The organism is Hominisplanchenecus murintestinalis, assembly GCF_943193015.1.
GTDB lineage: Bacteria > Bacillota > Clostridia > Lachnospirales > Lachnospiraceae > Hominisplanchenecus_A > Hominisplanchenecus_A murintestinalis.
Genome location: NZ_CALPCM010000001.1, coordinates 28,567 through 48,986, shown reverse-complemented (window position 1 = coordinate 48,986; position 20,420 = coordinate 28,567). Strand labels below are relative to the sequence as shown.

The following is a 20,420-nucleotide window of genomic DNA, read 5'->3' as shown; positions in this document are numbered from 1 at the left end:
AAATACCTTCCTTTCTTTCATAAATAGCCTTACCGCACTCCCTTTATCTGGCTTCCCCTCCGGTATCCGCCATCTCCGCTTTATAAAAACAGTATCTTCCGCGCCCGCTTCTTTTTGCCTCGTACATCGCTTCATCCGCCATATGGAACAATACGCTGTAATCGCCTCCGCATTCCTCGGCGCATGCAATCCCCATGCTCACACTGACACGAAACTCTTTATACTGTCCGCACAGCAAATCAAAAATACGTTTCACCAAAGGTTCTGCCTGCTCTTTGTACGGCATAAAAAGCAGAAATTCATCTCCTCCCATACGCGCCGCAATATCAGAAGCACGCGTACTTTTTTTAATTGTTTCTGCTACATATTTCAGTACCTCATCTCCAAACAAATGCCCATACTGGTCGTTCGCCTGTTTAAACTTATCTAAATCAAACAACAAAAGGATATATTTTTGCTGTTCATCCTGATTAAGTATGTCGGAAATTTTCTCCTTTGCCGCCTTGTGGTTCAAAAGCCCTGTAAGCGAGTCATGGGCTGCCATCCGCTCAAGGTTGGTCATCTTTTCCATGTTGTCATGGATATCTACAATTTTGCCGATTGCTCCCATATACTCAGGTGTTTCCCCATCATCCCACATAGAACGGGCGATGACCCTGCTCCAACGCTCATGTCCATTGATATTCAACAGATATTTCTTCTCAACTACCGGTTTCTCCGGCGTAGTATTCACCAAAAGCCTCAGCAGCTCCTCGAAGTCACTTCCGTCAAATACTTTTTGCCCAAACGCTTCCTCTCTCGGATTCAGCACGGTTTCCGGCATATCAAGATAACGCGCCCCCCACTCGGAAAGAATCAGCATTTCCGGCATAGCCGTATACTCAAACTGTATTTCATGGGAAAGCTCTGCATAAAACTGATATTTGGTTCTCTCATGTTCCAGCAGCCGCAATGTGCGCTCAGATACCTCCAGTTCTCCCTTCTCCATCATCATTTCCACTGTACCGAGAATCTCAGTCTGTGAACTTCCCTGAGAGAGCACAGACAACTCTTTTTCTAATGTATCCGAAATATCTTTCAGGCATTCCATCAGTATCGGATTAAATATGCCGCATTCCCCATTCAAAATCATCTCCACGGCTTTCTCATGACTGTAGGCGTCCTTATATACCCGTTTACTGGTAAGCGCATCATACACATCTGCCAGCGCTACCACTTGAGCCACGATGGGAATCTCTTCTCCCTTCAGGCCGTCCGGATATCCTTTTCCGTCATATCGTTCATGATGCCAGCGGCAAATCTGATACCCAAGCTGAATCAACGGTTCATTTTTCCGCATAGGAATATCCTCTAACAGCCTGGCTCCCTCCATCGAGTGGGTACGCATAATAGCAAACTCCTCGTCCGTAAACCTTCCCGGTTTATTCAGTACTTCTTCCGGAATGACAATTTTCCCAATATCATGCAGTGCGGAAGCATTACAGATCAGCGGAATATCTTTCCGTGAAATATCATATTTATCCGTTTTCTCCAACAGCGCTTTCAAAAACAACTCTGTCAGCGTACAGATATGCAATACATGAAGCCCGCTCTCCCCGTTTCTGAATTCCACGATATTTGACAAAATCTCTATCATCAGCTGATTGCCGTTTTCCTTCTCCATCATCTGGTCTGCCACCATATGGGAAAGCTCCTTCTGTTTGGCAAAAAGCATGATCGTATTAATCACACGGCGGCGTACTGTACGCTCGTCAAACGGACGGCTGATATAATCCTGCACGCCTAAATCATAAGCCCTGTCGACATATGCCGGAACTGTTTCCGCTGATATCATGATTACCGGAATGCTTTTTATCCAGCCATTTTTGTTCATGGCCACCAGCGTCTCAAATCCATCCATAACAGGCATCACAATATCCAGCAGCATTACCGAAATCTCATGCTCATGGCTCTGCAGAATTGCTGATGCCTCCATCCCATTTTCCGCTTCCAAAATTTCATATTCACCAGACAACATATCCGAAAGAAGCGAACGGTTAATTTCCGAGTCATCCACTATCAATATTTTATTTCTTATTTGTCCATTCTCTTTTTTATTCATTGAACCATCTTCCTACCCTGTTATTTAAAATAGCTCTGAAGGTGATGCATCAGCTTATTCACATCAATCGGCTTTGCAATATGCTCATTCATGCCACATTCCAAACATCTCTGAATATCCTCTGAAAATGCATCTGCAGTCATCGCGATAATCGGCAGCCCTGCATCCGCACGTTCCAAAGCCCGGATTGCTTTTGCCGCATCATACCCGCTCATCACCGGCATGCGGATGTCCATCAGAACCAGGTCATAATACCCGACCCCGGACTCCTTGAACTTCTCTACACAGATCCGGCCGTTCTCTGCCCACTCTACCTCGAAGCCTACATCTGTAAGGATTTCTTCTGCAATCTCCCAGTTCAAATCATTATCCTCTGCCAGCAGGATACGTTTTCCGATAAAATTCTGCTCTTCCTCAATCTGTTCCTCCGGTTCTGATGAGCCTTGCAGATAACGGTTCAATCCAAGATACAGATTTGACTTAAACAGTGGCTTTGAGATAAATCCATGTATACCTACCTGCCGGGCTTCTTCTTCAATATCGCTCCAGTCATAAGCAGATATGATCAGGATGGGAAGTTCATCCCCCACAATCTTCCTGATTTCTTTCGCTGTCTGCATACCATCCATACCCGGCATTTTCCAATCCAGCAACACAATATCATAGTCATTATGATTACTATGGTTCTCTCTTACTTTTTTAACAGCCTCATTTCCGCCCAATGCCCATTCCGCATTAATTCCTATTTCAGTCAATGCCTGAACTGCGCTGTTACAGAGGTCTTCATTATTGTCTACTACCAGCATTCTCCAAGGCGGCAGCATCATATCGTCTTCCGCAACAGTAGCTTTCTCCAAATCAAGCATCACATGGAATTCGCTGCCTTTCCCTAACTCGCTGCTTACTTCAATCGTCCCGTCCATCATTTCAACAATATACTTTGTAATCGCCATGCCCAGACCTGTTCCCTCAATCTTCTGAACCTGGCTGGACTCATCACGTGTAAAAGTATCAAAAATCTTTTGCTGAAATTCCTCAGACATCCCGATGCCGCTGTCTTTCACCCGGAAATGACATCTGACATATTTATCTCCTTTCGGCGATTCTTCCTGTGTGAGATAAACATTAATCAGTCCTTCTTCCGGGGTAAACTTCACTGCATTAGACAGTAAATTAATCAGAACCTGATTCAGACGCACACTGTCGCCATACACATTTTCCGTCATGATTTTCTGGATAAAAATATCAAAATGCTGCCGATTGCTTTTAATCTGAGGCTGCACAATATTTACAATACTGTCCATAGTCTCCCTCAGAGAAATCAAATCAAGGCTCAAAGAAAGCTTCCCGCTTTCAATCTTTGACATATCCAGCACATCATTAATCAGCCCCAGCAGATGCTTGCTGGACAAGGTGATTTTCCTCAGACAGTCTTTTACACGTGAGATATCATCAATGTTTGCCACGGCAATCGCCGTCATTCCCACAATTCCGTTCATCGGCGTACGGATGTCATGGCTCATGTTAGACAAAAACTCGCTTTTTGCCTGGTTCGCACGATCCGCCTCTCTCTTAGCCTTCTGCAATTCCCTGAGCTGCTGCTGGGACAGTCTGTAATACAGAGCAAAAACCAGAAGCAAAGCCGCAAGAATACTTCCGCACGCACCCAAAACAACTCCCTGTCGCTGGGTACTCAGCCTGCCGATTGCATCATCCAAAATACCGTATGGCATGACAGACACCATGTACCACTCGGAACTTGGCAATGATGAACAGTATAAATGACGATGCACATCGCCTACCATCGCCAGCGCGGAATAGTCTTCACCTGCCTCCATTGCATCCTGCAGCTCCCGTGCATACTCATCCGGCGTTTTGCCGTTGTATTCCCCAAATACTTCTTTAATACGCGAAAAATAATCCTCTCTGAATGCACTGCCGCTTCTGACCACATAGCTTCCATCTTTACGGATAATATGTGAATACGTCATGGCGCCGTCCCCGCCATCGAGCACCATAGCGTCCGCCATATACTCCATCGGTATCCCTGCCACAATTGCGATGCTGGTTTTCCCATTTTCCATTGGATATGCCGCGTCCACACACAACATAAGCAGCTTTTCACCATTCTCTGTCCACCCGCTGGTTACCCGCTCCTCTTTATTATGTAATACTTCCCGGAACTCTTCCTGATTGATTGGCGTTATCTCCCCGCCATGAATCGGCTCACATTCTCCATTCTCTCCATAAAGCGCCAAATAGCTGAACTCTCTGATGTCTGCACTCTTATTCAGCTCGCTTATCATTTCTTCTCCATAACTGATTGTGTCCGGCGGCGTACGCCTGATGATCCCTTCTATCTGTGCCAGGCGCAAATCAACGATTGCGGCAAATTTTTCCTGAAGCTGTTTACTCATCTCCGACATATAAATCATGCCGATTTCACTGATCGTCTCCCCACTCTTTCCGCTCATGGTAGCACTTATCCAGAAAAACACCCCAACACATAATGCTATCAGACCGACAATACTGGCCAGCAGCAGCTTCTTTGTCTCTTTAAACATTGAACTTTACTCCTTTAGCGTATACTAACCTATCTGCTGCAATCCGCAGAAAAACATCTGCGGATTGCAGTATTACGATAACTAGCTTATCATAGCCCGCCGGGTTATTCAAGCAGGTTTTTTAAAAACTCCAGCGGAATCCACCGTGTCTCCTGATACGTTTCTGCCTGAAGCGCGGGATTCAGCGGAAACTCTTCTTCATCCCCCACCGTTTCTACAGTCAGCGCCGGCTTACGGTATGTTTCTGAATAAAAATTCACAGAATTCCCCCCATCATTCCTGGAGGCATGCTCTTCTTTCCTTTTCCCCAGCGCATAACCGGAAATCTTCTGTAAATGTTTCGCTATACACTTTGCTCTCCGGTTATAACGGTATGGCATAGCGTCTCTATAATAATAGATAATCCTGCCTCTGGAATGAAAATCTATATATCCCACGGATTCCGGAAACTCTCCAAAAGCATGAATTAATGCCCGCGTCTCCTGTTCACTGGCAGACTTTTTCATCCCTTCCCTCGCCTGATAAGACGCACAGGGAAAATTCCTGTTAATATCCACACCTCTTCCGTTCTCTTTCCATTCCGTATGCAAAATCCCTTTTGCCGCAGCAATATTCCCAAACAGAGGATTCCGAATTTCCGAAAAACCTCTCAGCGCTATTTCATATCCATCCGGGTTCATTAGCGGCAGAAAATAAATGCTGTAATCCGTAAGCAGTTCCTGCCATTCATCAAGTCCCGGGTCGCGGTACTCATTTTCACGGATAAGAGCATAATCCTCTGCCATCCGCAGCAGCAGCGCCGGATTTAAGCTCTCCCTGCCGTGAATGGCGCTGCTCACAATCAGGCATTTGCCGGAATCTCCCAGAAGAAGCCCCGGAATCTCCCTTCCGTCGTGGCTCTCCCCGGCACGACGGTAATGCAGATGCCCGGGATGCTCTTTTGCCAGTTCTTTTGAATGCTCCAGGATTTCCCCGCTGGTGTAGATTTTCCCAAATTCTATCAAACGCAGCCCCTCCACATGATATCATTCATAACTTATTTTATCATATGGAAAATCCTGCTTTCCGTGACAACTGTATGCGGCGCTATGTCAAACACATCCTTCGGCACTTCCTCCACAATCTGAAACTCAAATGCCGGGGCAATTGTTGTCAAGCCGGTATGTACGCTTAGAAAACGGTCATAAAACCCTCCGCCGTAACCGCATCGGCGCCGTTCTTTGTCAAAAGCCACCCCTGGCATAATCATCAGCGCATCTTCACAAACGGCTTCCTCTCCGCCCGTCGGTTCGGGAATACCATAATACCCCGGAGCTGTTTCTTCATATGCCTGAATATAGAAAAAGCGCATTTCCTCTCCGAACACTTTCGGCACGGCAATACGTTTCCCCTCTGCCCAGGCGGTTTCCAGGATAGGGCGCATACACACCTCTCCTTTACAATCCATATATGCATAGACGCACCCAGCGGTTTTCCACTGTTCCAGCTCCATGATTCTTTTACATATCATCTGGCTGCGCCGCTCCAGCTCCCCTGCGTCAAGCTGCCTTCGCCTGGCAAAAATCAGTTTTCTAATTTCCTTTTTTTCCATACCGCTCCCCCAGATTGGTGACGCTCCCATCTTTCTCTTTAATATCAATATTATCAAGCTGTGCTTTCAGATTCATCCGCACTGCCTCAATATACTCTCTGCGCAGTTCTGCCTGTTCCTCCTGCTCCGCCCGGGTCAGCCCCTCGGCTTTTGACTTTCTTGCCAGTTCATTAATCCGTTTTAACTTCTTCTCGTCCATCCCGCTCCTCCTATAGTTGTTCCAGGTAATCAATCAAATAAAATTCTTTTTCCGGCCTGCTTATAAAAAGTGTCCCATGATTCCGCCCCTGTATGATTTTATGTATCACATGGAAATCTTCTCCGTTGGCAATCACCATATCCACTCCTGCAGCGCCTGCAAGCTGCGCTGCCTGAAGCTTCGACGCCATGCCGCCGGTTCCCACGCTGCTGCCGGAGCTTTCTTTTCCCATCTCCAGCAAATGCTGGTCCAGTTCCGTAACGATATCAATAAACTCCGCGTGGGGGTTCTGGTTTGGATCATCCGTATAAAGCCCGTCAATATCCGACAAAAGAATCAGCAAATCTGCATCTACCAATGCCGCCACAATAGCCGAAAGCGAATCATTGTCTCCAAAATGAATCTCATAAGTCGCTACTGTATCATTTTCATTTACAATTGGAATCGCCCCCATATGCAAAAGCTCCCGGAATGTATTTAATGCATGATGGCGGCTCAAATTATCCAGCACTGTATTTTTCGTCATAAGAATCTGTGCAGCAAGCTGATTGTATTCCATAAAAAGTTTCTGATAAATCATCATCAGACGCCCCTGCCCTATAGCGGCGCACGCCTGCTTCTCTTCGGTCGTCCCCGGCCGCTCCGCCAGTTTTGCCGCAGCCGCTCCCACAGCAATGGCTCCCGAAGATACCAGAATGACTTCCTTTCCCATATTTCGGATATCACTGATTTCCCTCACCAAAATTTCCAGCTTGGTCAGGTTCAGCGCTCCTGTCTCCTCATGTACCAGTGAGGATGAGCCTACTTTAATCACAATCCTTTGTTTATCTTTTAGTCTTTCTCTTAAATTCATCTTCTATTCCCTTCTAACACACATTTTCCACGCGTCCTATCTTACAACACCAGAATACATCTGTCCAGTTAAATGTCACGCTTTCAAGACAGATGCCTGACGCAAAATCATTTTTGTAAATATTGGTCTGCCGTCATCTGCGGCAATGATGGATAAATGCATTGAAAATGTCGATACTATGACAAAACCATGAAAAAGCTTGGAAGCAAATGTTCAAGTTTACGAAAGATAGCGAAAAACGCGCCAGAAAGGAGAAATCATGAAAAAAAATTATGGCATCAGCATCCTGCTATGCACGGCAATCCTGTGCGCCCTCTATGCCGGCAGCTACCAATCTATGTATGCAGAGGACTCACAGACAGAACATACAGAAGAACTTTCCATAGCTCCTGCAGAAGCGGGGCGCGAAAAAAAATTGTACCAATACTGCCTGAAAGAAAAGGACGGCTGCGTATATGTATATTTTGCAGACGGAAAAACCATCTATGAACCGACCAGTATTTCACTGGCAGAGCTTCCGAAAAACATTCGGAAGAAAATCAAAAAAGGGCTGTACCTCCTGGACGACCGGGAACTCTACAGCTTCCTCGAAAACTACAGCAGCTGAAATCCCCGGCTGTCTGGCCGGATATCCTGTGTACAGTCACAAATACTGCAGATTCGGCTCCAACATCACGCCTTCCCGCACCGGATATCCGAACGCATCACTCATCTTGATGCACCGGCTTACAAAATCATGGGCTTTCACGACAGACTCCATTAGGCTCTTACCTTGTATCATACTCCCTTTCAGGACAGCCGCAAACAAGTCTCCTGTTCCGGGATAGGCGCGCCCTGCCTGGTTTCTCTTCAATACCTTAAGCCCTTCCGCGCCGTACACGGCAATCCCGATTTCCGCCCCTGATATCGGTACGCTTGTAATCACTGTCTGCCTGGCTCCAAGTTCCCCCAGCCTTTCACAAATTCTGCAAATCTTCTCTTCGGTACACCTCTCCTCATAGTTCTCCCCTGCCAGAAAACAGCTTTCCGTATAGTTCGGCGTAATAACGTCACTGTACTTTAAAAGCTTCCGCATGGCTTTTCCATAGGCTTCATCGTAATTCCTGTAATATACACCGTGGTCGGCCATAATCGGATCGACCAGCACATATGCTTCCGGATACTGTCTTAGCAGTATGCGCACCTCCTCCAGCATAGAAATATTACCGAGATATCCGACGAAGATATCATCAAACCTGATTCCGTTCTCCCAGAGATGTTCCGCGCTCCGCCCGACAAAAGCCGGCAATGCACGCATTACCGGCTTTCCATATCCTCCTGTGTGGGCAGACAATACCATTGTCGGCAGTGGGCATGCCTCAATCCCCATGACCGATAATACCGGAAGGATATTCGTCATGGCAGCTTTCCCCACACCGCATAAATCATGGATGACTGCTACACGCGTTACTGGCTTTCTTTTTTCTTTTATCATCTTATAAAATCCTCAGTCTCTGCAGAATGTATACGAGATAATTCCCTTTCGGCATTCCCCGCAGCTCCCGCTCCGTGATGCCCCGCATTTTTACGAGCAGCGCCACATATACAACAGCCCCCACCAGAACTGCAAGCACTGCCGGAAACAGGACGCCGGCAAATAAAGCAAACAATCTGTACGTCCCATAAGCAGCAAGTCCCATAATCCCTGACACCAGAATCGGTATAATAAAGGTACGCCTCAATTCCTGATGATAGCCAATCGCACGGTTAATCGCCCATGCATTTAAAACGCAAATTACAAAAGCAAAGAAAATATTCGCGTATACCACGCTGTATATATTCATTCCGCTGAAATTCAGCATAAGTACAAGCACAATAATATGGAACACCAGGGCAATCGCTGAATGGATCAGGGGTTTCTGCATCTCCCCCAGTCCCTGGAGAATCCCCGTCGTCAGCGTAGATAGTGCATAAAGTACTATCATCAACGCGCCGCTCTGCATGATGCCCGCCGCCAATGCACTGGAATCCCCATACACCAGCTGCATAACCGGTGAAGCCAGCGCTGCCAGCCCCACGGCACAGGGAATCGTAAACACCATTGTATAGCGGATGGAATCACGCACTTTAATCCCCGCTGCCCGGTAATCCTCATCTGTCATAGATGCAGTCAGGCTTGGCACCACTGAAGGCGCCAGACACGATGCGATAGACAGCGGCACATTCATCAACACTTTAAACTCCACAAATATTCCCCAGACCGTACTGTACTCCTTCTCGGAATATCCCTGCCCGGTCATAATTCCCCCGAAAATTCCCTGGTCAATAATCGTACTGATGTTGTAGATTACCGTACTCAGGATAACCGGAAGAATCGTTGCAATCAGTGCCCGGTAAATGACCTGGTCGGATTCCAGCCTTTTCGTGTGATCCCGCCGCATCTGCCGCCGGAAGCTCCTCTGATATGATACATAAATAAACAGCAGGAACAGTAAAGCTACCGTAACGCTTACTACCGTACCCAACGTGCCGCCTGCCGCACCAAACGCAGGTCCCAGCGAATCATTCCCTTTTTCACGCCCCAGTTCCGTGCCATAACCAATCAGCAGCGCCGCGCCTCCCACAGACACTACAGCATTCACAATCTGCTCGATTACCTGTGAGACTGCCGTAGGCACCATAGTTTCGTGCCCCTGGAAGAAACCGCGCAGGACGCCCACTACAGCATAGATGAAAATTGCCGGAGAGAGTACCCGCAAGGCATAGGCAGCCATCTCAAATTTCATAAACTTTGTAATAACCCCGCTCAGCGCCAGGGTAAGCAGGGACATGATTCCGCCGGCCACAAGCCCGAACTTCATCGCACATACAAAAACCTTATGTGCATTCTTCTTCTGTCCCTTATGCAGCCTTTCCGAGACAAGCTTTGACACCGCCAAAGGCAGGCTGAACGAAGAAATCATCAGAATAATCGCATAAATCTCATTCGCTGTAGAATAATATGTGTTGCCCTGATGACCCAGGATGCGCGTCAGCGGAATTCTGTAAATCATGCCGATTACCCGGGCCACAAAGGATGCGATTACCAGGATCGTCCCCTGTACTAAATAGTCTTTATTTTTGCTTCCGTTTCCCAAAACAAACCTCTTTCATTCCCACAAGCAAGGAGCCAGGCAGGCGTGCTTGCACGGATATTGGACTCCGGGCTGTTTCCCCAGGTATTATTCAATGACTATAGCATCCGCATAGGAATCCTGAATAATGCAGACCCAGGTTTTTCCCTGATTCAGCACAATCTCGTCACCGTTTTCGTCATAATATTTCGCCGGAGCATCCCCGCTCTCCCGTCTCCAGGTACATTTTTCATATGTGCCGTTTGTAAAATAATAAGCATCCCCGCCTGATATGGTATCAATATTCAGGTAGCCGTGGTCATCATAATTCTCCCACGGTGAAAGCTGGAAAATAATGTTTGTGTAGGTAAGCTGTTCCCCGGTGAGTTCGTCAATCTGTTCATCCCCGTACTGATAACGGTAATATTTTCCGTCCCTGTATTCAAACCACGGGGAATTGACCTGATATCCCGGTTTAATCGTCGCTGCCTCGCCTCCGTCGAGCGTAACCGTCTCTCCGTCTGCCGCAAACTGATACTTCTGCTGGAAGTCCTCTTCATGCACCCTGCGGTAACCCAGCTTTGTACATGCATTATCCAGAGCTTCGCCGCTGGTATAGCAGTTGTGGGGAGCCGGACGGTCTGAAGTACGGTAGAAAATGTCTTCTCCGGCATATCCGTAAATCTGCCCTGCGCCTTCCTGGTACTCCAGGCCGCTGATATTATTCACATCCTCAGAATTCAAAAGCTCCACTGCATAGACCGCTTGTCCATAGTGGACATAAATCGCATCAAATTCACGCGCGTACATCGGATAATACGTACGGCAGCTTCTTACAGCCCCGATTTTCTCCATGCCTTCCACGTCCTCGAAGATTCCCATAAGACGTGTAATACCGCCTTCTACCGGCGCTTCGTAAACCACTCCTGCCTTCTCAATTCCCGCCTGAGGACATGCATTGATAATATTATTCATCATAACCGCGAACGGACGCCTGTTATGCTGCTCTTCCCCTACAACTTCTCCTGTCAGATAGCTCCTGTCACCGGACAGCGCTTCGCTCTCTGTTTCTTCTACCACCGTCGGTTTAGGCTGTTCAACAGTTTCCGTTACAGGCTGCTGTGTCGCAGGCTCTGTTGCCTCTGTCTCTGCCTTTTTCTTACATCCTCCCAGCGCCACTGCTGCCGCTATAAGTAATATTGCTGCTGTCTGTTTTTTCATTTTTTTCTCCCTTATCTTTGTATACTCATCTGATTTAAAATCTCAGACTGCCTTCTTTCCATATCCTTTGCCTCCCCCGGCTCCATATGGTCATACCCCAGCAAGTGGAGTATGCTGTGAGCCACAAGGAACGCAAATTCCCTAATCACTGAATGTCCATACGCCTCCGCCTGTGCCAGAACCCTGTCCTTAGAGATTACAATATCCCCAAGCACCAGTTCTCCGGTATCAGGGTTAAAACAGTCATCCCCTGTTTCCTCCAGTTCTTCAAAATGCGCAGGTCTTTCGTATTCCCGCATCGGAAACGAAAGCACATCTGTGGGTCTGTCAATCCCCCGGAACTCCCGGTTCAGCCTGTGTATTTCCGTATCTGAGGTGAGAAGCAGGCTTACTTCTGCCTCATATGGGCAGCCCTCGTAGTCCAGCCCGCATGCGATCACCCGTTCCGCCAGTTCCTCTGCATCAAAGGGAAGTGCCAAATCATACTCATCTTCGAAATTTAGCGTCATATTTTTTCCTTCCCGGATGGTGCTCCTGCTGATTCTCTGTCCGCTTTTCATATTCCTCGTAGGCTTTTACGATTTTCTGTACCAGCGGGTGGCGCACCACATCCTTGCTGGTGAGATTGCAGAAAGCCACTTCATCAATCTTCTTCAGCACGCGCACTGCCACATCCAGGCCTGATTTCTGTCCGGATGGCAGATCCTTCTGTGTCAAGTCACCGGTGATGATAACCTTTGAGCCGAATCCGATTCTGGTCAGGAACATCTTCATCTGCGCCGGGGTTGTATTCTGCGCCTCATCCAGAATAATAAATGCATTATCCAGTGTACGCCCGCGCATATAGGCGAGAGGCGCCACCTCAATCAGCCCTTTTTCCATATTCTTCATAAAACTGTCCGGCCCCATAATCTGGTAAAGCGCATCGTAGAGCGGCCTCAGATACGGGTCTACCTTGCTCTGCAGATCTCCGGGCAGGAATCCCAGCTTCTCCCCGGCCTCTATCGCCGGCCTGGTGAGGATAATACGCCCCACTTCGTCGCTTTTAAACGCCTGGATTCCCATCGCCATCGCCAGATATGTTTTTCCTGTTCCTGCCGGTCCGATTCCAAACACTATCATTTTTTCGCGTATGGCGTCTACATACTGTTTCTGTCCCAGCGTCTTGGGTTTGATCGGCTTTCCATTGATGGTATGGCAGATGCAGTCCTTATCAATCTCTACAATCGAAGCTTCTTTATCTTCAAACGAAAGTGACAGGACATAGTCCACATTCTGCGCCTGAATGACATTTCCGCGTCTGGATAATTCTACCAGCTGCGTAAACACACTTTTTGCTTTATTTACCGCTCCTTCATTTCCAATAATCTTCAGTGCACCATCCCGGGCAATCAAGGTCACATTAAGTGTTTTCTCAATCTTCTTGATATGCTCATCGAACTGTCCAAAAACATTTTTTTCATGTTCCGCCGGAACGGATATTCTTATTTCGATGATATTACTCATTCGCCTGAATCCTTTCCTCTGCATCAACGCCCAGCGTGCGTTCCACCCGTTTCCCCGCCCGCCTGGTAATTTCAATTTCCCCACGCGCTGTACAGCTTTTTACGCCTATTTCTATTTTAACATTATTTTGTAATATTTGAACCCCTTTTTCTTGCATTTTCCAAAGAAATTTAGCGAGGGATTCTTTTGCTTTTCTGACAGCTTCTTCTTTTGAATATGTTTTTTCTATCAATTCATATTCTCTGCACTCTATCTTCCCCACCGTCACAGGCAAATAAAAATTTTCCGTAACCCTGAGCTGATGCCCTTCCTTTACTACGTCCGAAGCCTCATAAGATACCGGCCAGCCTGTAAACGCAAAGTTCTTTCCGAACATCGTCAGAAATACTCCTTTTTTCATCCTGCCCGTATATTCCTTTTTTATGTATTTCATGGAGAATGTCTCATTGTAAGAATATGTTGTTTTTACATAAATATCTGCGTCCGCCGCCACATACTGATAGTCAGCTACCTCTCCCGCATCATCCAGGATCTCCACCTGTCCCAGCACCAGCGGCTGCCCCTTTTTTACAGTGTCGCCTGCTTTGACCACAGGCGTACCCGAGCGGGTAATAATCTCCTGCACAACGCCGTCCACATCAGAAATCAAATCACTTGGGCCGTAATCCACCTCTTCTTCAAGCGCTAAATCTGTATTTTCCTTTACATCAATCAGCAGCCGGGTTCCCTGTATTTTCACTGATACCCATATAATGTCGTCAAACGCTTTACGGATATCTGCCGCCAACGCCTTGCAGTCGATCCTGGATTTCCACATCCCATGTGTAATCCTCTGCTCTGTGAGAAAATCAAAGATTACGTCATCTGTCCTTGCCTGGTTCCCCTCTATATGGATATCCCATATAAAGCCAGACAAAAACATCATCAACAGGACGCCAAACAGCACTCCGCAGGGAAGCGCTTTCCGCCCCCGATGTCTGTGCAAAAAAAAGGGAAGTCCATATCTTTCAATGATACGGACTTTTGTACCGCTCTTTTTCACCAGGGGCCTCAGGGTTTTAAACCCACGGATGGACAGATTCATCTCATAAGCGTTGTGCGCTTCCAGGAGATCCCACAGCTCAATCTGATGTTTCGCGCACATATTCAGAAAGCGCTCATAAGAGCTGCCTGTCACCCGTATGCGCACATACCCTTTCGTGTACTGTAATAATTGTTGTACCAAACAGACACCTCCGCTTACAGATAGTTTATCTGCTCGATATGCCCCGTCACCTTCATTTCCTCCCCGGTGTAATAAGAGATAAATAAATTTTTCCCCAGCACTTCCAATCTGCAGTTTTTCGTCTGGAGCATCAGCCGTGAATCTGTGTACTCAATGATTCCGCGGTAATTCTCAATGCACAGCTCCTCCTGCCCTGTCGCAGTCACAAGAACCGCCCCATCGGACAAATCTTTCGGTATCTGCGCGGCAGCGGATATTTTATGGTAAAGGGATTTTGATTTCGAACTCATACACTATCATCGCTTTTTATTACACAATATATGAAGCGGGGCGGGTACATATTCATTCTCCCTGCCTGATAAAAACAAATCCATACCACACGACGGTTCTTCCGTCATAGAAAAAATCCATAGAAAGCTTTTCCGCCGCCGAAGTCACCAGAATCCCATAGCTCTCAATGCACGGAAGCATCCTCTCCGCATGCCTGCAGGGCGCATCCGGCCAGGCGCATGTTTCACAGACAGCGCAGGAATCTGAAGAAAGCGCCAGAACTTCAAGCCCCGCTTCCCTCAAATCCCGGCAGACCGCATGGACAATCTCTTCATGCTCTTTCCTGGTTTCCAAAGTCTCCGCCATATCTGCGGCGTCTGTAACTTCTGCTAACGTCGTAAATACCAACGCCTGTTCATATGCTTCACATCTGTTCCGGCACTCTTCTACCGTCCCCACAGCCGGAGGACATGACCAGGATGTATTGTACCTCTCGCACTCCTGGCGGCAGATATGGCGCACCTCTTCTTTAAACTCAATTTCGCCCACATCCAGAAAACCGTATTGAAACACTGGATAAGCTGCAAGAATCTTTTCAATCATTTCCCTTTTGCTGTGCATCCATTAAACACCTCGCCTCTCTCAGACGTACATCAAACTGCACGTAGAAATCCCTTTCTCCGTCAAAAGGTTTCCGGTAAAAATTCTGCAGGATGTATAAATTTAAATTCCTTGGACTGTCCGTACCCTGACTCTCTGCCACCAGTCTCTCAGCATCTTCCAGAAAATAATGCCAGTCTGTCACGAACTTCTCATACTGTCTCGGACTCGGCGTGTCTATCCACTTCTTTACTTTCACCTTGCTCCTGTTGGTTTTACTGCACTCATGAACCTGCAGAAAATACCGGAACTTATGCTCTTCATAATACCGGCCCAGAGGAAACAGGCGGCAGATTCCCGGGCGGGCTGCATGAATGCCGCACCGCCCCTCCCCGCTCAGAAACACACATGCCTCACGGCTTCCTGCCATCCTTAAATTCGGCAGAATCGTCCCGTCCACCATCCGGAGCTCCAGCGCTTCTTCCAAAAGCTCATCAAAACTTTTCCCCAAATGCATACGCAGACGGTGCACATCCAGCGGATCCAAGAGAATGGAACTTCCCATTCCCCGACAGCAGGAAGAGCACCCCTGGCAATCATGGCAGTCCGCTTTTACACAGTCGTTCAAATCATACAGTTTACCGTCAGATATCTCATCCAGGCTTACTTGTCGTCTCATTTATTTTCTCCATATCTTCCAATCGGCAGCCATACACTGCAAATCCGGCCTTGCCGCCTATATACAGTCCTGCTTCCCTCTACAGCATGGACGCCCTTAATTCTTCCCCGCTCTTCGCACTCAGATAAGCCGGCGCGATGTCAAAGACTGTCCTGCACCCTGTCTGCCCCTCGCTTGCCAGACGGTAAGCCGCCCGTGCATACGCTGCGATTACGGAAGATGTAAACTCCGGGTTGGAATCCAGTTTCAGGCTGTATTCAATCAAATGCCTGTGTTCCTTCTCCCAGCCGGTCATGCCGCTGCGAAGCACAAATCCCCCGTGTGGGATTCCACTGTGCTTTTCCTTCAATTCCTGTTCGCTGATAAAATGCACGGTTGTATCATAATCGGCAAAATAATTCGGCATCGTTTTGATTTCCTCTTCTACCTTCGCCGCATCCGCGCCTTCCTCCAGCACGACAAAACATTCCCTTGTATGCTTTTCCCTGGTAGTAAGTTCAGGATTTTCTCCATTTCTCACTGCCTCCAGCGCCGCGTCCACCGGAATTGTATACTGCTTCCCGTCTTTCACGCCGTCAATACGCCGGATAGCGTCTGAATGTCCCTGGCTCACGCCCTTGCCCCAGAACGTGTAGTCCTTTCCTTCTGGCAGAATCGCATTCGCATACATCCTGTTCAGCGAGAACATTCCCGGATCCCAGCCCACGGAAATAATCCCTACTTTCCCTCCTTCTTTCGCTGCAGCATCCACATTAGCAAAGTGCTCCGGGATTCTGGCATGGGTATCGAAACTGTCTACGATGTTGAACAGCTTCGCAAACTCCGGAGACTGCTCCGGCAAATCCGTAGCGCTGCCGCCACAGAGAATCATCACATCAATCTTATCCTTCCAGTCTGCCGCTTCCGAAACCCGGCACACGGACGCCGTCTCTGTCAATATATGTACATCCTCCGGATTTCTCCGGGTAAATACTGCCGCCAGCTCCATGTCCGGATTCTGCCGAACCGCACATTCCACGCCGCGCCCCAGATTTCCGTAACCTAAAATTCCAATCCTAATGCTCATAGCTTATTCTCCTCTCTCTGCCTGTGATTTACAGTTTACTTCCGCCGTATGTATAAAAGAAACTGTGTACTAATTTCTTAGCACACAGTTTCTCTTATACCCGAATGTCAATATTCTCGCCCAATCCGGGTATCACGGCAGTTTCTATCATCTCTTCCAGAGCTGCCCCGGCATCTTCTACCGTGTCAAGCACTTTAGCCATCAGGGCAGTCCCCAAATCAATGCCTAACTCGCTCCTGGACATAGAAACTGATAATGCTGGAATATTCATATAAATCACCTCTTCGGGTACTATCATACCAAAAACTCACCCAAAATACAAGACTGTAATTTCTTCTTAAGTTTATATAAAAGGTCAATTGAAAATCCATACTTGTTTCACACAGTCCGTCAGTGTTTCCGTTTCAGAATCAGAAATTTCAGATTACCGGACAGATTATACAAGGCGATTAGAAATAGGGATTTAGCAGTAGTAACGGATTTTCCTAAAATACATAAGCCATTTATTCTCTATATCACTATGCCTTGCCGCAATGATATCCATAATATCCCTTAATTTCTTGTTGGGGATGTGCGAGTTATTATGGCAGAGCAGGCAACGCCCAGATTGAGTAAGCCATATCTTAGTTGCGTTTTCATAAGGAACCCCCTCGGAAACATGAACGTGTATCGGTTCCAAAGGTTCATTTTCATTAGACCAGAAATACACCAGGTAAGAGCCGATTTTAAAAATTTGCGGCATTATCAAATCCCCCTTCTCTCGCAAGACGGATTACGATATGCGCCACGGATTGGAGGTATTCTTGGAATATTTCAATTTCTTCCGGGGAGAATCCGTCAATATTCCTCCATTCGTAAGAAGGTAAATAACATTCGGCAGAATGGAATCCACCATAAACAGGCTTTTCAAAATAAACCTTTACAGTTTCTGCTCCGTCAGAATCATAAACCTCAGAATGGACAACCTCTGTTTTATCCTCCAGCGTCATAAATGGGTACATCATAATAAAAATCTCCTTTCTGTTCAGTACGTTTGGGTTAACAAGGCTTCGTTGGCTCTAATACCACGGCTGCTACCGCAAAAAAATTATATCCTTATATCAAAATCATCCTGCAGAATCTTTTCCTTTTTCTCCGCTATGTCCCCAATTATATTTTCTTCCTAAATCACATACCAGGTGATTGTATTTTCCCGGTATTTCGGTGAGCGTGAACATATCTGTTTTCTGCATTTATCTTACCACAAACCATACGAATAATCCATATGCTAATTTCATCCTGGTAATCACCGCGAACAGAACGCCGGAAGCCACATGTTATCTCAGCTCCAGCACATTATCCGCATCCCCTATCGCCAGCAGCGCGCCTTTGGGAAGCCTATACGGCTCCCTGCTTTTCAGCCTCTGGTCATTATAAAATGTACCGTTTGAAGAGTAGTCTGTCACCTGATATACATTATCCGGCAGCATCTCTATCACGCAGTGGAGCCTGCTCACCTGGCTGTGTGCCAACTGAATATCGCAGATAGATTTCCGTCCTACGGTACACCTCTGCCCCGGAGCCATCGGATAGCTGCGGCCGTTGAATATCCCAAACGCCCCATAAACAGCTCCTGTCGGCGTATAGAAATTCCCCGCCGCCCCCATACCTGAAACCGCTATCTTCTTTCTTCTGGATATACTCACCAATACAATAGCCAGGAATACGGCAAGAAAAAAGATATGCCCTGAACTATGAACTATGATTGAACCATACCAAAATCTCTCCAAAATCAATTTGCCGCTTACTTTGAACAATTACAAAGTAAGCGGCAAATCGATTTTCTAAATAAAATATTCTCTACTGCAGCAGTTCCAGCAGCGCTTCCTGGCTGCCGTCAGCCGCCACTGCCGCCATACGGCTTCCCGCATGTATCGGTATCAATGCGCCTTCCCGGCAGAAGAATTCCTCTGCCGTCCTGTAAACAGACAGCGGATCAGATTTCAGGCAATTTCCGATTTCCTTCTCATAGGCTGCGGCTTTCTCCTCGCTGCCAGACAGAAGCGCCTGCAGCGCCCTGTTCTGTGTTCCGTCTTCCGTCAGGCTCAGGTACAAATCATACCCATCCTCCGGAAGTCCTTCGGAACTTGCCGATGAATATTCGATGCGCTCAATGGTCAGCCCATATTCCCGAAGCTGTTCCTCGAGGGCGTCTACAGCCCCCTGGGATCCTACATCGGCTCCCGCCAGGACTGTGAGGGATTTCCGGGTTTCACTCAGTCCCGCAAGTACCTTCTCTGCCGCCTTTTTGTCATATGGCAGAATACTTGCGAAATTCGGTTTTCCCATTCCCCGTCCAAGAATGCTGTCAGGAACTTTTCCTTCTCCATAAATAGTATCACACAACGCTTGTCTATCTATCGCCTGGATAATAGCGCGGCGTATTTCCGGATCCTCTACCTTAGGGCTTGCAAAGCGGAAGCCAATAAATGCATACGTTCCCTCGGGAAGTTCATACACGGAATGCCAGCCGCTTTCCTTTAACATGCTTTCTGTACACTCCTGATCTGTCAGAAACATATCAAGCGAGTAATTTTTCAAGTTCTCTTCCAGCCCATTTTTCTCTGCCTTTTTCAGCAGTACTGTAGCGTAAGGATACTCTGCCAGAGAAGTATTTTCACTCTTAGCCAACAGGATCTCCTTGCCTATAACTGCCTCTGTAATCTGGTATTCCCCTGCTCCCAGCGGATATTCGCTTGCACTCAGCTTTGCTACCGGAACGGAAAGCATATCAAGGCACTCTGGGGATACCTCCAGGAAATGAAAGCGCAGAGTCGTGTCGTCCACAATTTCTATCCCTTCGATAGATGTAGCGGTACTTCCTCCATAGGCTTCCGCTCCCTCAAGCTGGACGACTGCCCCAAGCGATACTCCGGAAAACATTCTTTCCCTTACGTAAGCTTGATAGGACTCTTTTACATCTGCCGCTGTCACAGGGCTTCCGTCGCTGAATACTGCATCTGTCAGCGTTACCTCTGCCTGTTTTGCCTCCGTATCAAACGCAATGTCTTTTGCCAGGCATTTCTCTGCTTTTTTTGTGCTGTCCACGCGCACCAGCGGCGTATACACCAGACGGCGCAGGGCGCTGCCTGAAACCGTATCATGCAGATAAGCCGTATGGGCGTCCGAAAGTCCTGCGTCTCCTATCACAAGCTGCGCTTTCTGCTCTGCGCTTTTCTGTACCTTAGTTTTATCTCCATGAAGCACTTCCTGCCAGCCTTCTTTTCCCCCATCCTGTCCATAATACCAGAATGCAGCAGCCCCTCCGGCTGCCAGGACAAGGAGCAGGAGCAGTGCGGCTATCAGCCGCTTTCTGCCTCTCTGCTTTCCTGTTTCCTTTTTTTCTTTCTGCTGTTCCGTTCCTGCCTGCTGTTCTTCTTGCAGTTCTTCCTGAAGTTCTTTCTGATTATCCAT

At 47.5% G+C, this 20,420-nt stretch carries 22 protein-coding genes; 1 reads left to right on the top strand and 21 read right to left on the bottom strand.

The window, feature by feature from the left end; translation table 11 throughout:
• Window positions 1-43: 43 nt before the first annotated feature.
• The 6 genes from NFR99_RS00155 to proB form a co-directional block, all read right to left on the bottom strand.
• On the bottom strand, window positions 44-2,101 hold the full coding sequence (locus NFR99_RS00155) for a bifunctional diguanylate cyclase/phosphohydrolase (RefSeq protein WP_251352109.1): 2,058 nt from the start codon (window positions 2,099-2,101) through the stop codon (window positions 44-46).
• A 20-nt stretch (window positions 2,102-2,121) separates the two neighbouring features.
• Window positions 2,122-4,665, bottom strand: coding sequence for a response regulator (locus NFR99_RS00150; RefSeq protein ID WP_251352107.1), 2,544 nt, complete (start codon window positions 4,663-4,665; stop codon window positions 2,122-2,124).
• Window positions 4,666-4,769: 104 nt separating this feature from the next.
• Window positions 4,770-5,669, bottom strand: coding sequence for a M14 family zinc carboxypeptidase (locus tag NFR99_RS00145; RefSeq protein ID WP_158604767.1), 900 nt, complete (start codon window positions 5,667-5,669; stop codon window positions 4,770-4,772).
• 32 nt (window positions 5,670-5,701) lie between these two features.
• Window positions 5,702-6,256 (bottom strand): 5-formyltetrahydrofolate cyclo-ligase, encoded by a 555-nt coding sequence (locus NFR99_RS00140; protein ID WP_120481055.1) that lies wholly within the window; start codon window positions 6,254-6,256, stop codon window positions 5,702-5,704.
• Entirely contained in the window at window positions 6,237-6,455 is a 219-nt protein-coding gene (locus NFR99_RS00135; protein WP_120481056.1) for a DUF896 domain-containing protein, read from the bottom strand. Before NFR99_RS00135 ends, NFR99_RS00140 begins: the two co-directional genes overlap by 20 nt.
• 10 nt (window positions 6,456-6,465) lie before the next feature.
• Complete coding sequence (gene proB / locus NFR99_RS00130) at window positions 6,466-7,308, bottom strand: glutamate 5-kinase (RefSeq protein WP_120481057.1); 843 nt, start codon at window positions 7,306-7,308, stop codon at window positions 6,466-6,468.
• 259 nt (window positions 7,309-7,567) lie between these two features.
• Here proB and NFR99_RS00125 point away from each other — a divergent pair, with 259 nt between their 5' ends.
• A complete protein-coding gene (locus NFR99_RS00125) occupies window positions 7,568-7,915 on the top strand; it encodes a hypothetical protein (RefSeq protein ID WP_120481058.1) in 348 nt (115 codons plus the stop codon).
• A 36-nt stretch (window positions 7,916-7,951) separates the two neighbouring features.
• On the opposite strand, the gene NFR99_RS00120 is transcribed toward NFR99_RS00125, so the two are convergent.
• The 15 genes from NFR99_RS00120 to NFR99_RS00050 all read right to left on the bottom strand — a co-directional run bounded on the left by NFR99_RS00120 (window position 7,952) and on the right by NFR99_RS00050 (window position 20,420).
• Entirely contained in the window at window positions 7,952-8,782 is an 831-nt protein-coding gene (locus NFR99_RS00120) for a pyridoxamine kinase (protein WP_120481059.1), read from the bottom strand.
• 1 nt (window position 8,783) lies between these two features.
• Window positions 8,784-10,424 (bottom strand): putative polysaccharide biosynthesis protein, encoded by a 1,641-nt coding sequence (locus tag NFR99_RS00115; RefSeq protein WP_120481060.1) that lies wholly within the window; start codon window positions 10,422-10,424, stop codon window positions 8,784-8,786.
• 84 nt (window positions 10,425-10,508) lie between these two features.
• Complete coding sequence (locus NFR99_RS00110) at window positions 10,509-11,621, bottom strand: DUF3048 domain-containing protein (protein WP_135974913.1); 1,113 nt, start codon at window positions 11,619-11,621, stop codon at window positions 10,509-10,511.
• 11 nt (window positions 11,622-11,632) lie between these two features.
• The gene (gene ybeY / locus NFR99_RS00105; RefSeq protein ID WP_120481062.1) at window positions 11,633-12,130 is read right to left on the bottom strand and encodes an rRNA maturation RNase YbeY; all 498 of its coding nucleotides are present in this window, start codon (window positions 12,128-12,130) and stop codon (window positions 11,633-11,635) included.
• Entirely contained in the window at window positions 12,108-13,127 is a 1,020-nt protein-coding gene (locus NFR99_RS00100; protein ID WP_120481063.1) for a PhoH family protein, read from the bottom strand. The genes ybeY and NFR99_RS00100 overlap by 23 nt, the downstream gene beginning before the upstream one ends.
• Entirely contained in the window at window positions 13,120-14,352 is a 1,233-nt protein-coding gene (gene yqfD, locus NFR99_RS00095; protein WP_251352106.1) for a sporulation protein YqfD, read from the bottom strand. Before yqfD ends, NFR99_RS00100 begins: the two co-directional genes overlap by 8 nt.
• A gap of 14 nt (window positions 14,353-14,366) precedes the next feature.
• Window positions 14,367-14,642: a YabP/YqfC family sporulation protein gene (locus NFR99_RS00090; RefSeq protein ID WP_120481065.1), complete on the bottom strand. Its 276-nt coding sequence runs from the start codon at window positions 14,640-14,642 to the stop codon at window positions 14,367-14,369.
• A gap of 52 nt (window positions 14,643-14,694) precedes the next feature.
• Window positions 14,695-15,243, bottom strand: a complete 549-nt coding sequence (locus NFR99_RS00085; RefSeq protein WP_251352104.1) for a DUF2284 domain-containing protein — start codon at window positions 15,241-15,243, stop codon at window positions 14,695-14,697.
• Window positions 15,218-15,901: a YkgJ family cysteine cluster protein gene (locus tag NFR99_RS00080; protein WP_120481067.1), complete on the bottom strand. Its 684-nt coding sequence runs from the start codon at window positions 15,899-15,901 to the stop codon at window positions 15,218-15,220. Before NFR99_RS00080 ends, NFR99_RS00085 begins: the two co-directional genes overlap by 26 nt.
• A 79-nt stretch (window positions 15,902-15,980) precedes the next feature.
• The gene (locus NFR99_RS00075; RefSeq protein WP_251352103.1) at window positions 15,981-16,967 is read right to left on the bottom strand and encodes a diaminopimelate dehydrogenase; all 987 of its coding nucleotides are present in this window, start codon (window positions 16,965-16,967) and stop codon (window positions 15,981-15,983) included.
• Between the two features lie 94 nt (window positions 16,968-17,061).
• Window positions 17,062-17,238 carry a YjfB family protein gene (locus NFR99_RS00070; protein ID WP_120481069.1) on the bottom strand — a complete coding sequence of 59 codons (177 nt, stop codon included), beginning with the start codon at window positions 17,236-17,238 and terminating at the stop codon, window positions 17,062-17,064.
• Window positions 17,239-17,430: 192 nt separating this feature from the next.
• Window positions 17,431-17,709, bottom strand: a complete 279-nt coding sequence (locus tag NFR99_RS15430) for a DUF4160 domain-containing protein (RefSeq protein WP_251352102.1) — start codon at window positions 17,707-17,709, stop codon at window positions 17,431-17,433.
• Window positions 17,693-17,971 (bottom strand): hypothetical protein, encoded by a 279-nt coding sequence (locus NFR99_RS00060; protein WP_120481071.1) that lies wholly within the window; start codon window positions 17,969-17,971, stop codon window positions 17,693-17,695. The genes NFR99_RS15430 and NFR99_RS00060 overlap by 17 nt, the downstream gene beginning before the upstream one ends.
• Window positions 17,972-18,283: 312 nt before the next feature.
• Window positions 18,284-18,736, bottom strand: coding sequence for an FHA domain-containing protein (locus tag NFR99_RS00055; protein ID WP_251352101.1), 453 nt, complete (start codon window positions 18,734-18,736; stop codon window positions 18,284-18,286).
• Window positions 18,737-18,806: 70 nt separating this feature from the next.
• A complete protein-coding gene (locus NFR99_RS00050) occupies window positions 18,807-20,420 on the bottom strand; it encodes an ABC transporter substrate-binding protein (RefSeq protein WP_251352100.1) in 1,614 nt (537 codons plus the stop codon).

Coding starts and splice junctions, on each gene's coding strand:
- ybeY (WP_120481062.1), bottom strand. CDS start 12,130: ATGACGCTAAATTTCGAAGATGAGTATGATTTGGCACTTCCCTTTGAT.
- NFR99_RS00070 (WP_120481069.1), bottom strand. CDS start 17,238: ATGAATATTCCAGCATTATCAGTTTCTATGTCCAGGAGCGAGTTAGGC.
- NFR99_RS00135 (WP_120481056.1), bottom strand. CDS start 6,455: ATGGACGAGAAGAAGTTAAAACGGATTAATGAACTGGCAAGAAAGTCA.
- NFR99_RS00060 (WP_120481071.1), bottom strand. CDS start 17,971: ATGATGTACCCATTTATGACGCTGGAGGATAAAACAGAGGTTGTCCAT.
- NFR99_RS00085 (WP_251352104.1), bottom strand. CDS start 15,243: ATGCACAGCAAAAGGGAAATGATTGAAAAGATTCTTGCAGCTTATCCA.
- NFR99_RS00100 (WP_120481063.1), bottom strand. CDS start 13,127: ATGAGTAATATCATCGAAATAAGAATATCCGTTCCGGCGGAACATGAA.
- NFR99_RS00140 (WP_120481055.1), bottom strand. CDS start 6,256: ATGGAAAAAAAGGAAATTAGAAAACTGATTTTTGCCAGGCGAAGGCAG.
- NFR99_RS00125 (WP_120481058.1), top strand. CDS start 7,568: ATGAAAAAAAATTATGGCATCAGCATCCTGCTATGCACGGCAATCCTG.
- NFR99_RS00075 (WP_251352103.1), bottom strand. CDS start 16,967: ATGAGCATTAGGATTGGAATTTTAGGTTACGGAAATCTGGGGCGCGGC.
- NFR99_RS00150 (WP_251352107.1), bottom strand. CDS start 4,665: ATGTTTAAAGAGACAAAGAAGCTGCTGCTGGCCAGTATTGTCGGTCTG.
- NFR99_RS00080 (WP_120481067.1), bottom strand. CDS start 15,901: ATGAGACGACAAGTAAGCCTGGATGAGATATCTGACGGTAAACTGTAT.
- NFR99_RS15430 (WP_251352102.1), bottom strand. CDS start 17,709: ATGCCGCAAATTTTTAAAATCGGCTCTTACCTGGTGTATTTCTGGTCT.
- NFR99_RS00050 (WP_251352100.1), bottom strand. CDS start 20,420: ATGGATAATCAGAAAGAACTTCAGGAAGAACTGCAAGAAGAACAGCAG.
- NFR99_RS00120 (WP_120481059.1), bottom strand. CDS start 8,782: ATGATAAAAGAAAAAAGAAAGCCAGTAACGCGTGTAGCAGTCATCCAT.
- NFR99_RS00110 (WP_135974913.1), bottom strand. CDS start 11,621: ATGAAAAAACAGACAGCAGCAATATTACTTATAGCGGCAGCAGTGGCG.
- NFR99_RS00155 (WP_251352109.1), bottom strand. CDS start 2,101: ATGAATAAAAAAGAGAATGGACAAATAAGAAATAAAATATTGATAGTG.
- proB (WP_120481057.1), bottom strand. CDS start 7,308: ATGAATTTAAGAGAAAGACTAAAAGATAAACAAAGGATTGTGATTAAA.
- NFR99_RS00090 (WP_120481065.1), bottom strand. CDS start 14,642: ATGAGTTCGAAATCAAAATCCCTTTACCATAAAATATCCGCTGCCGCG.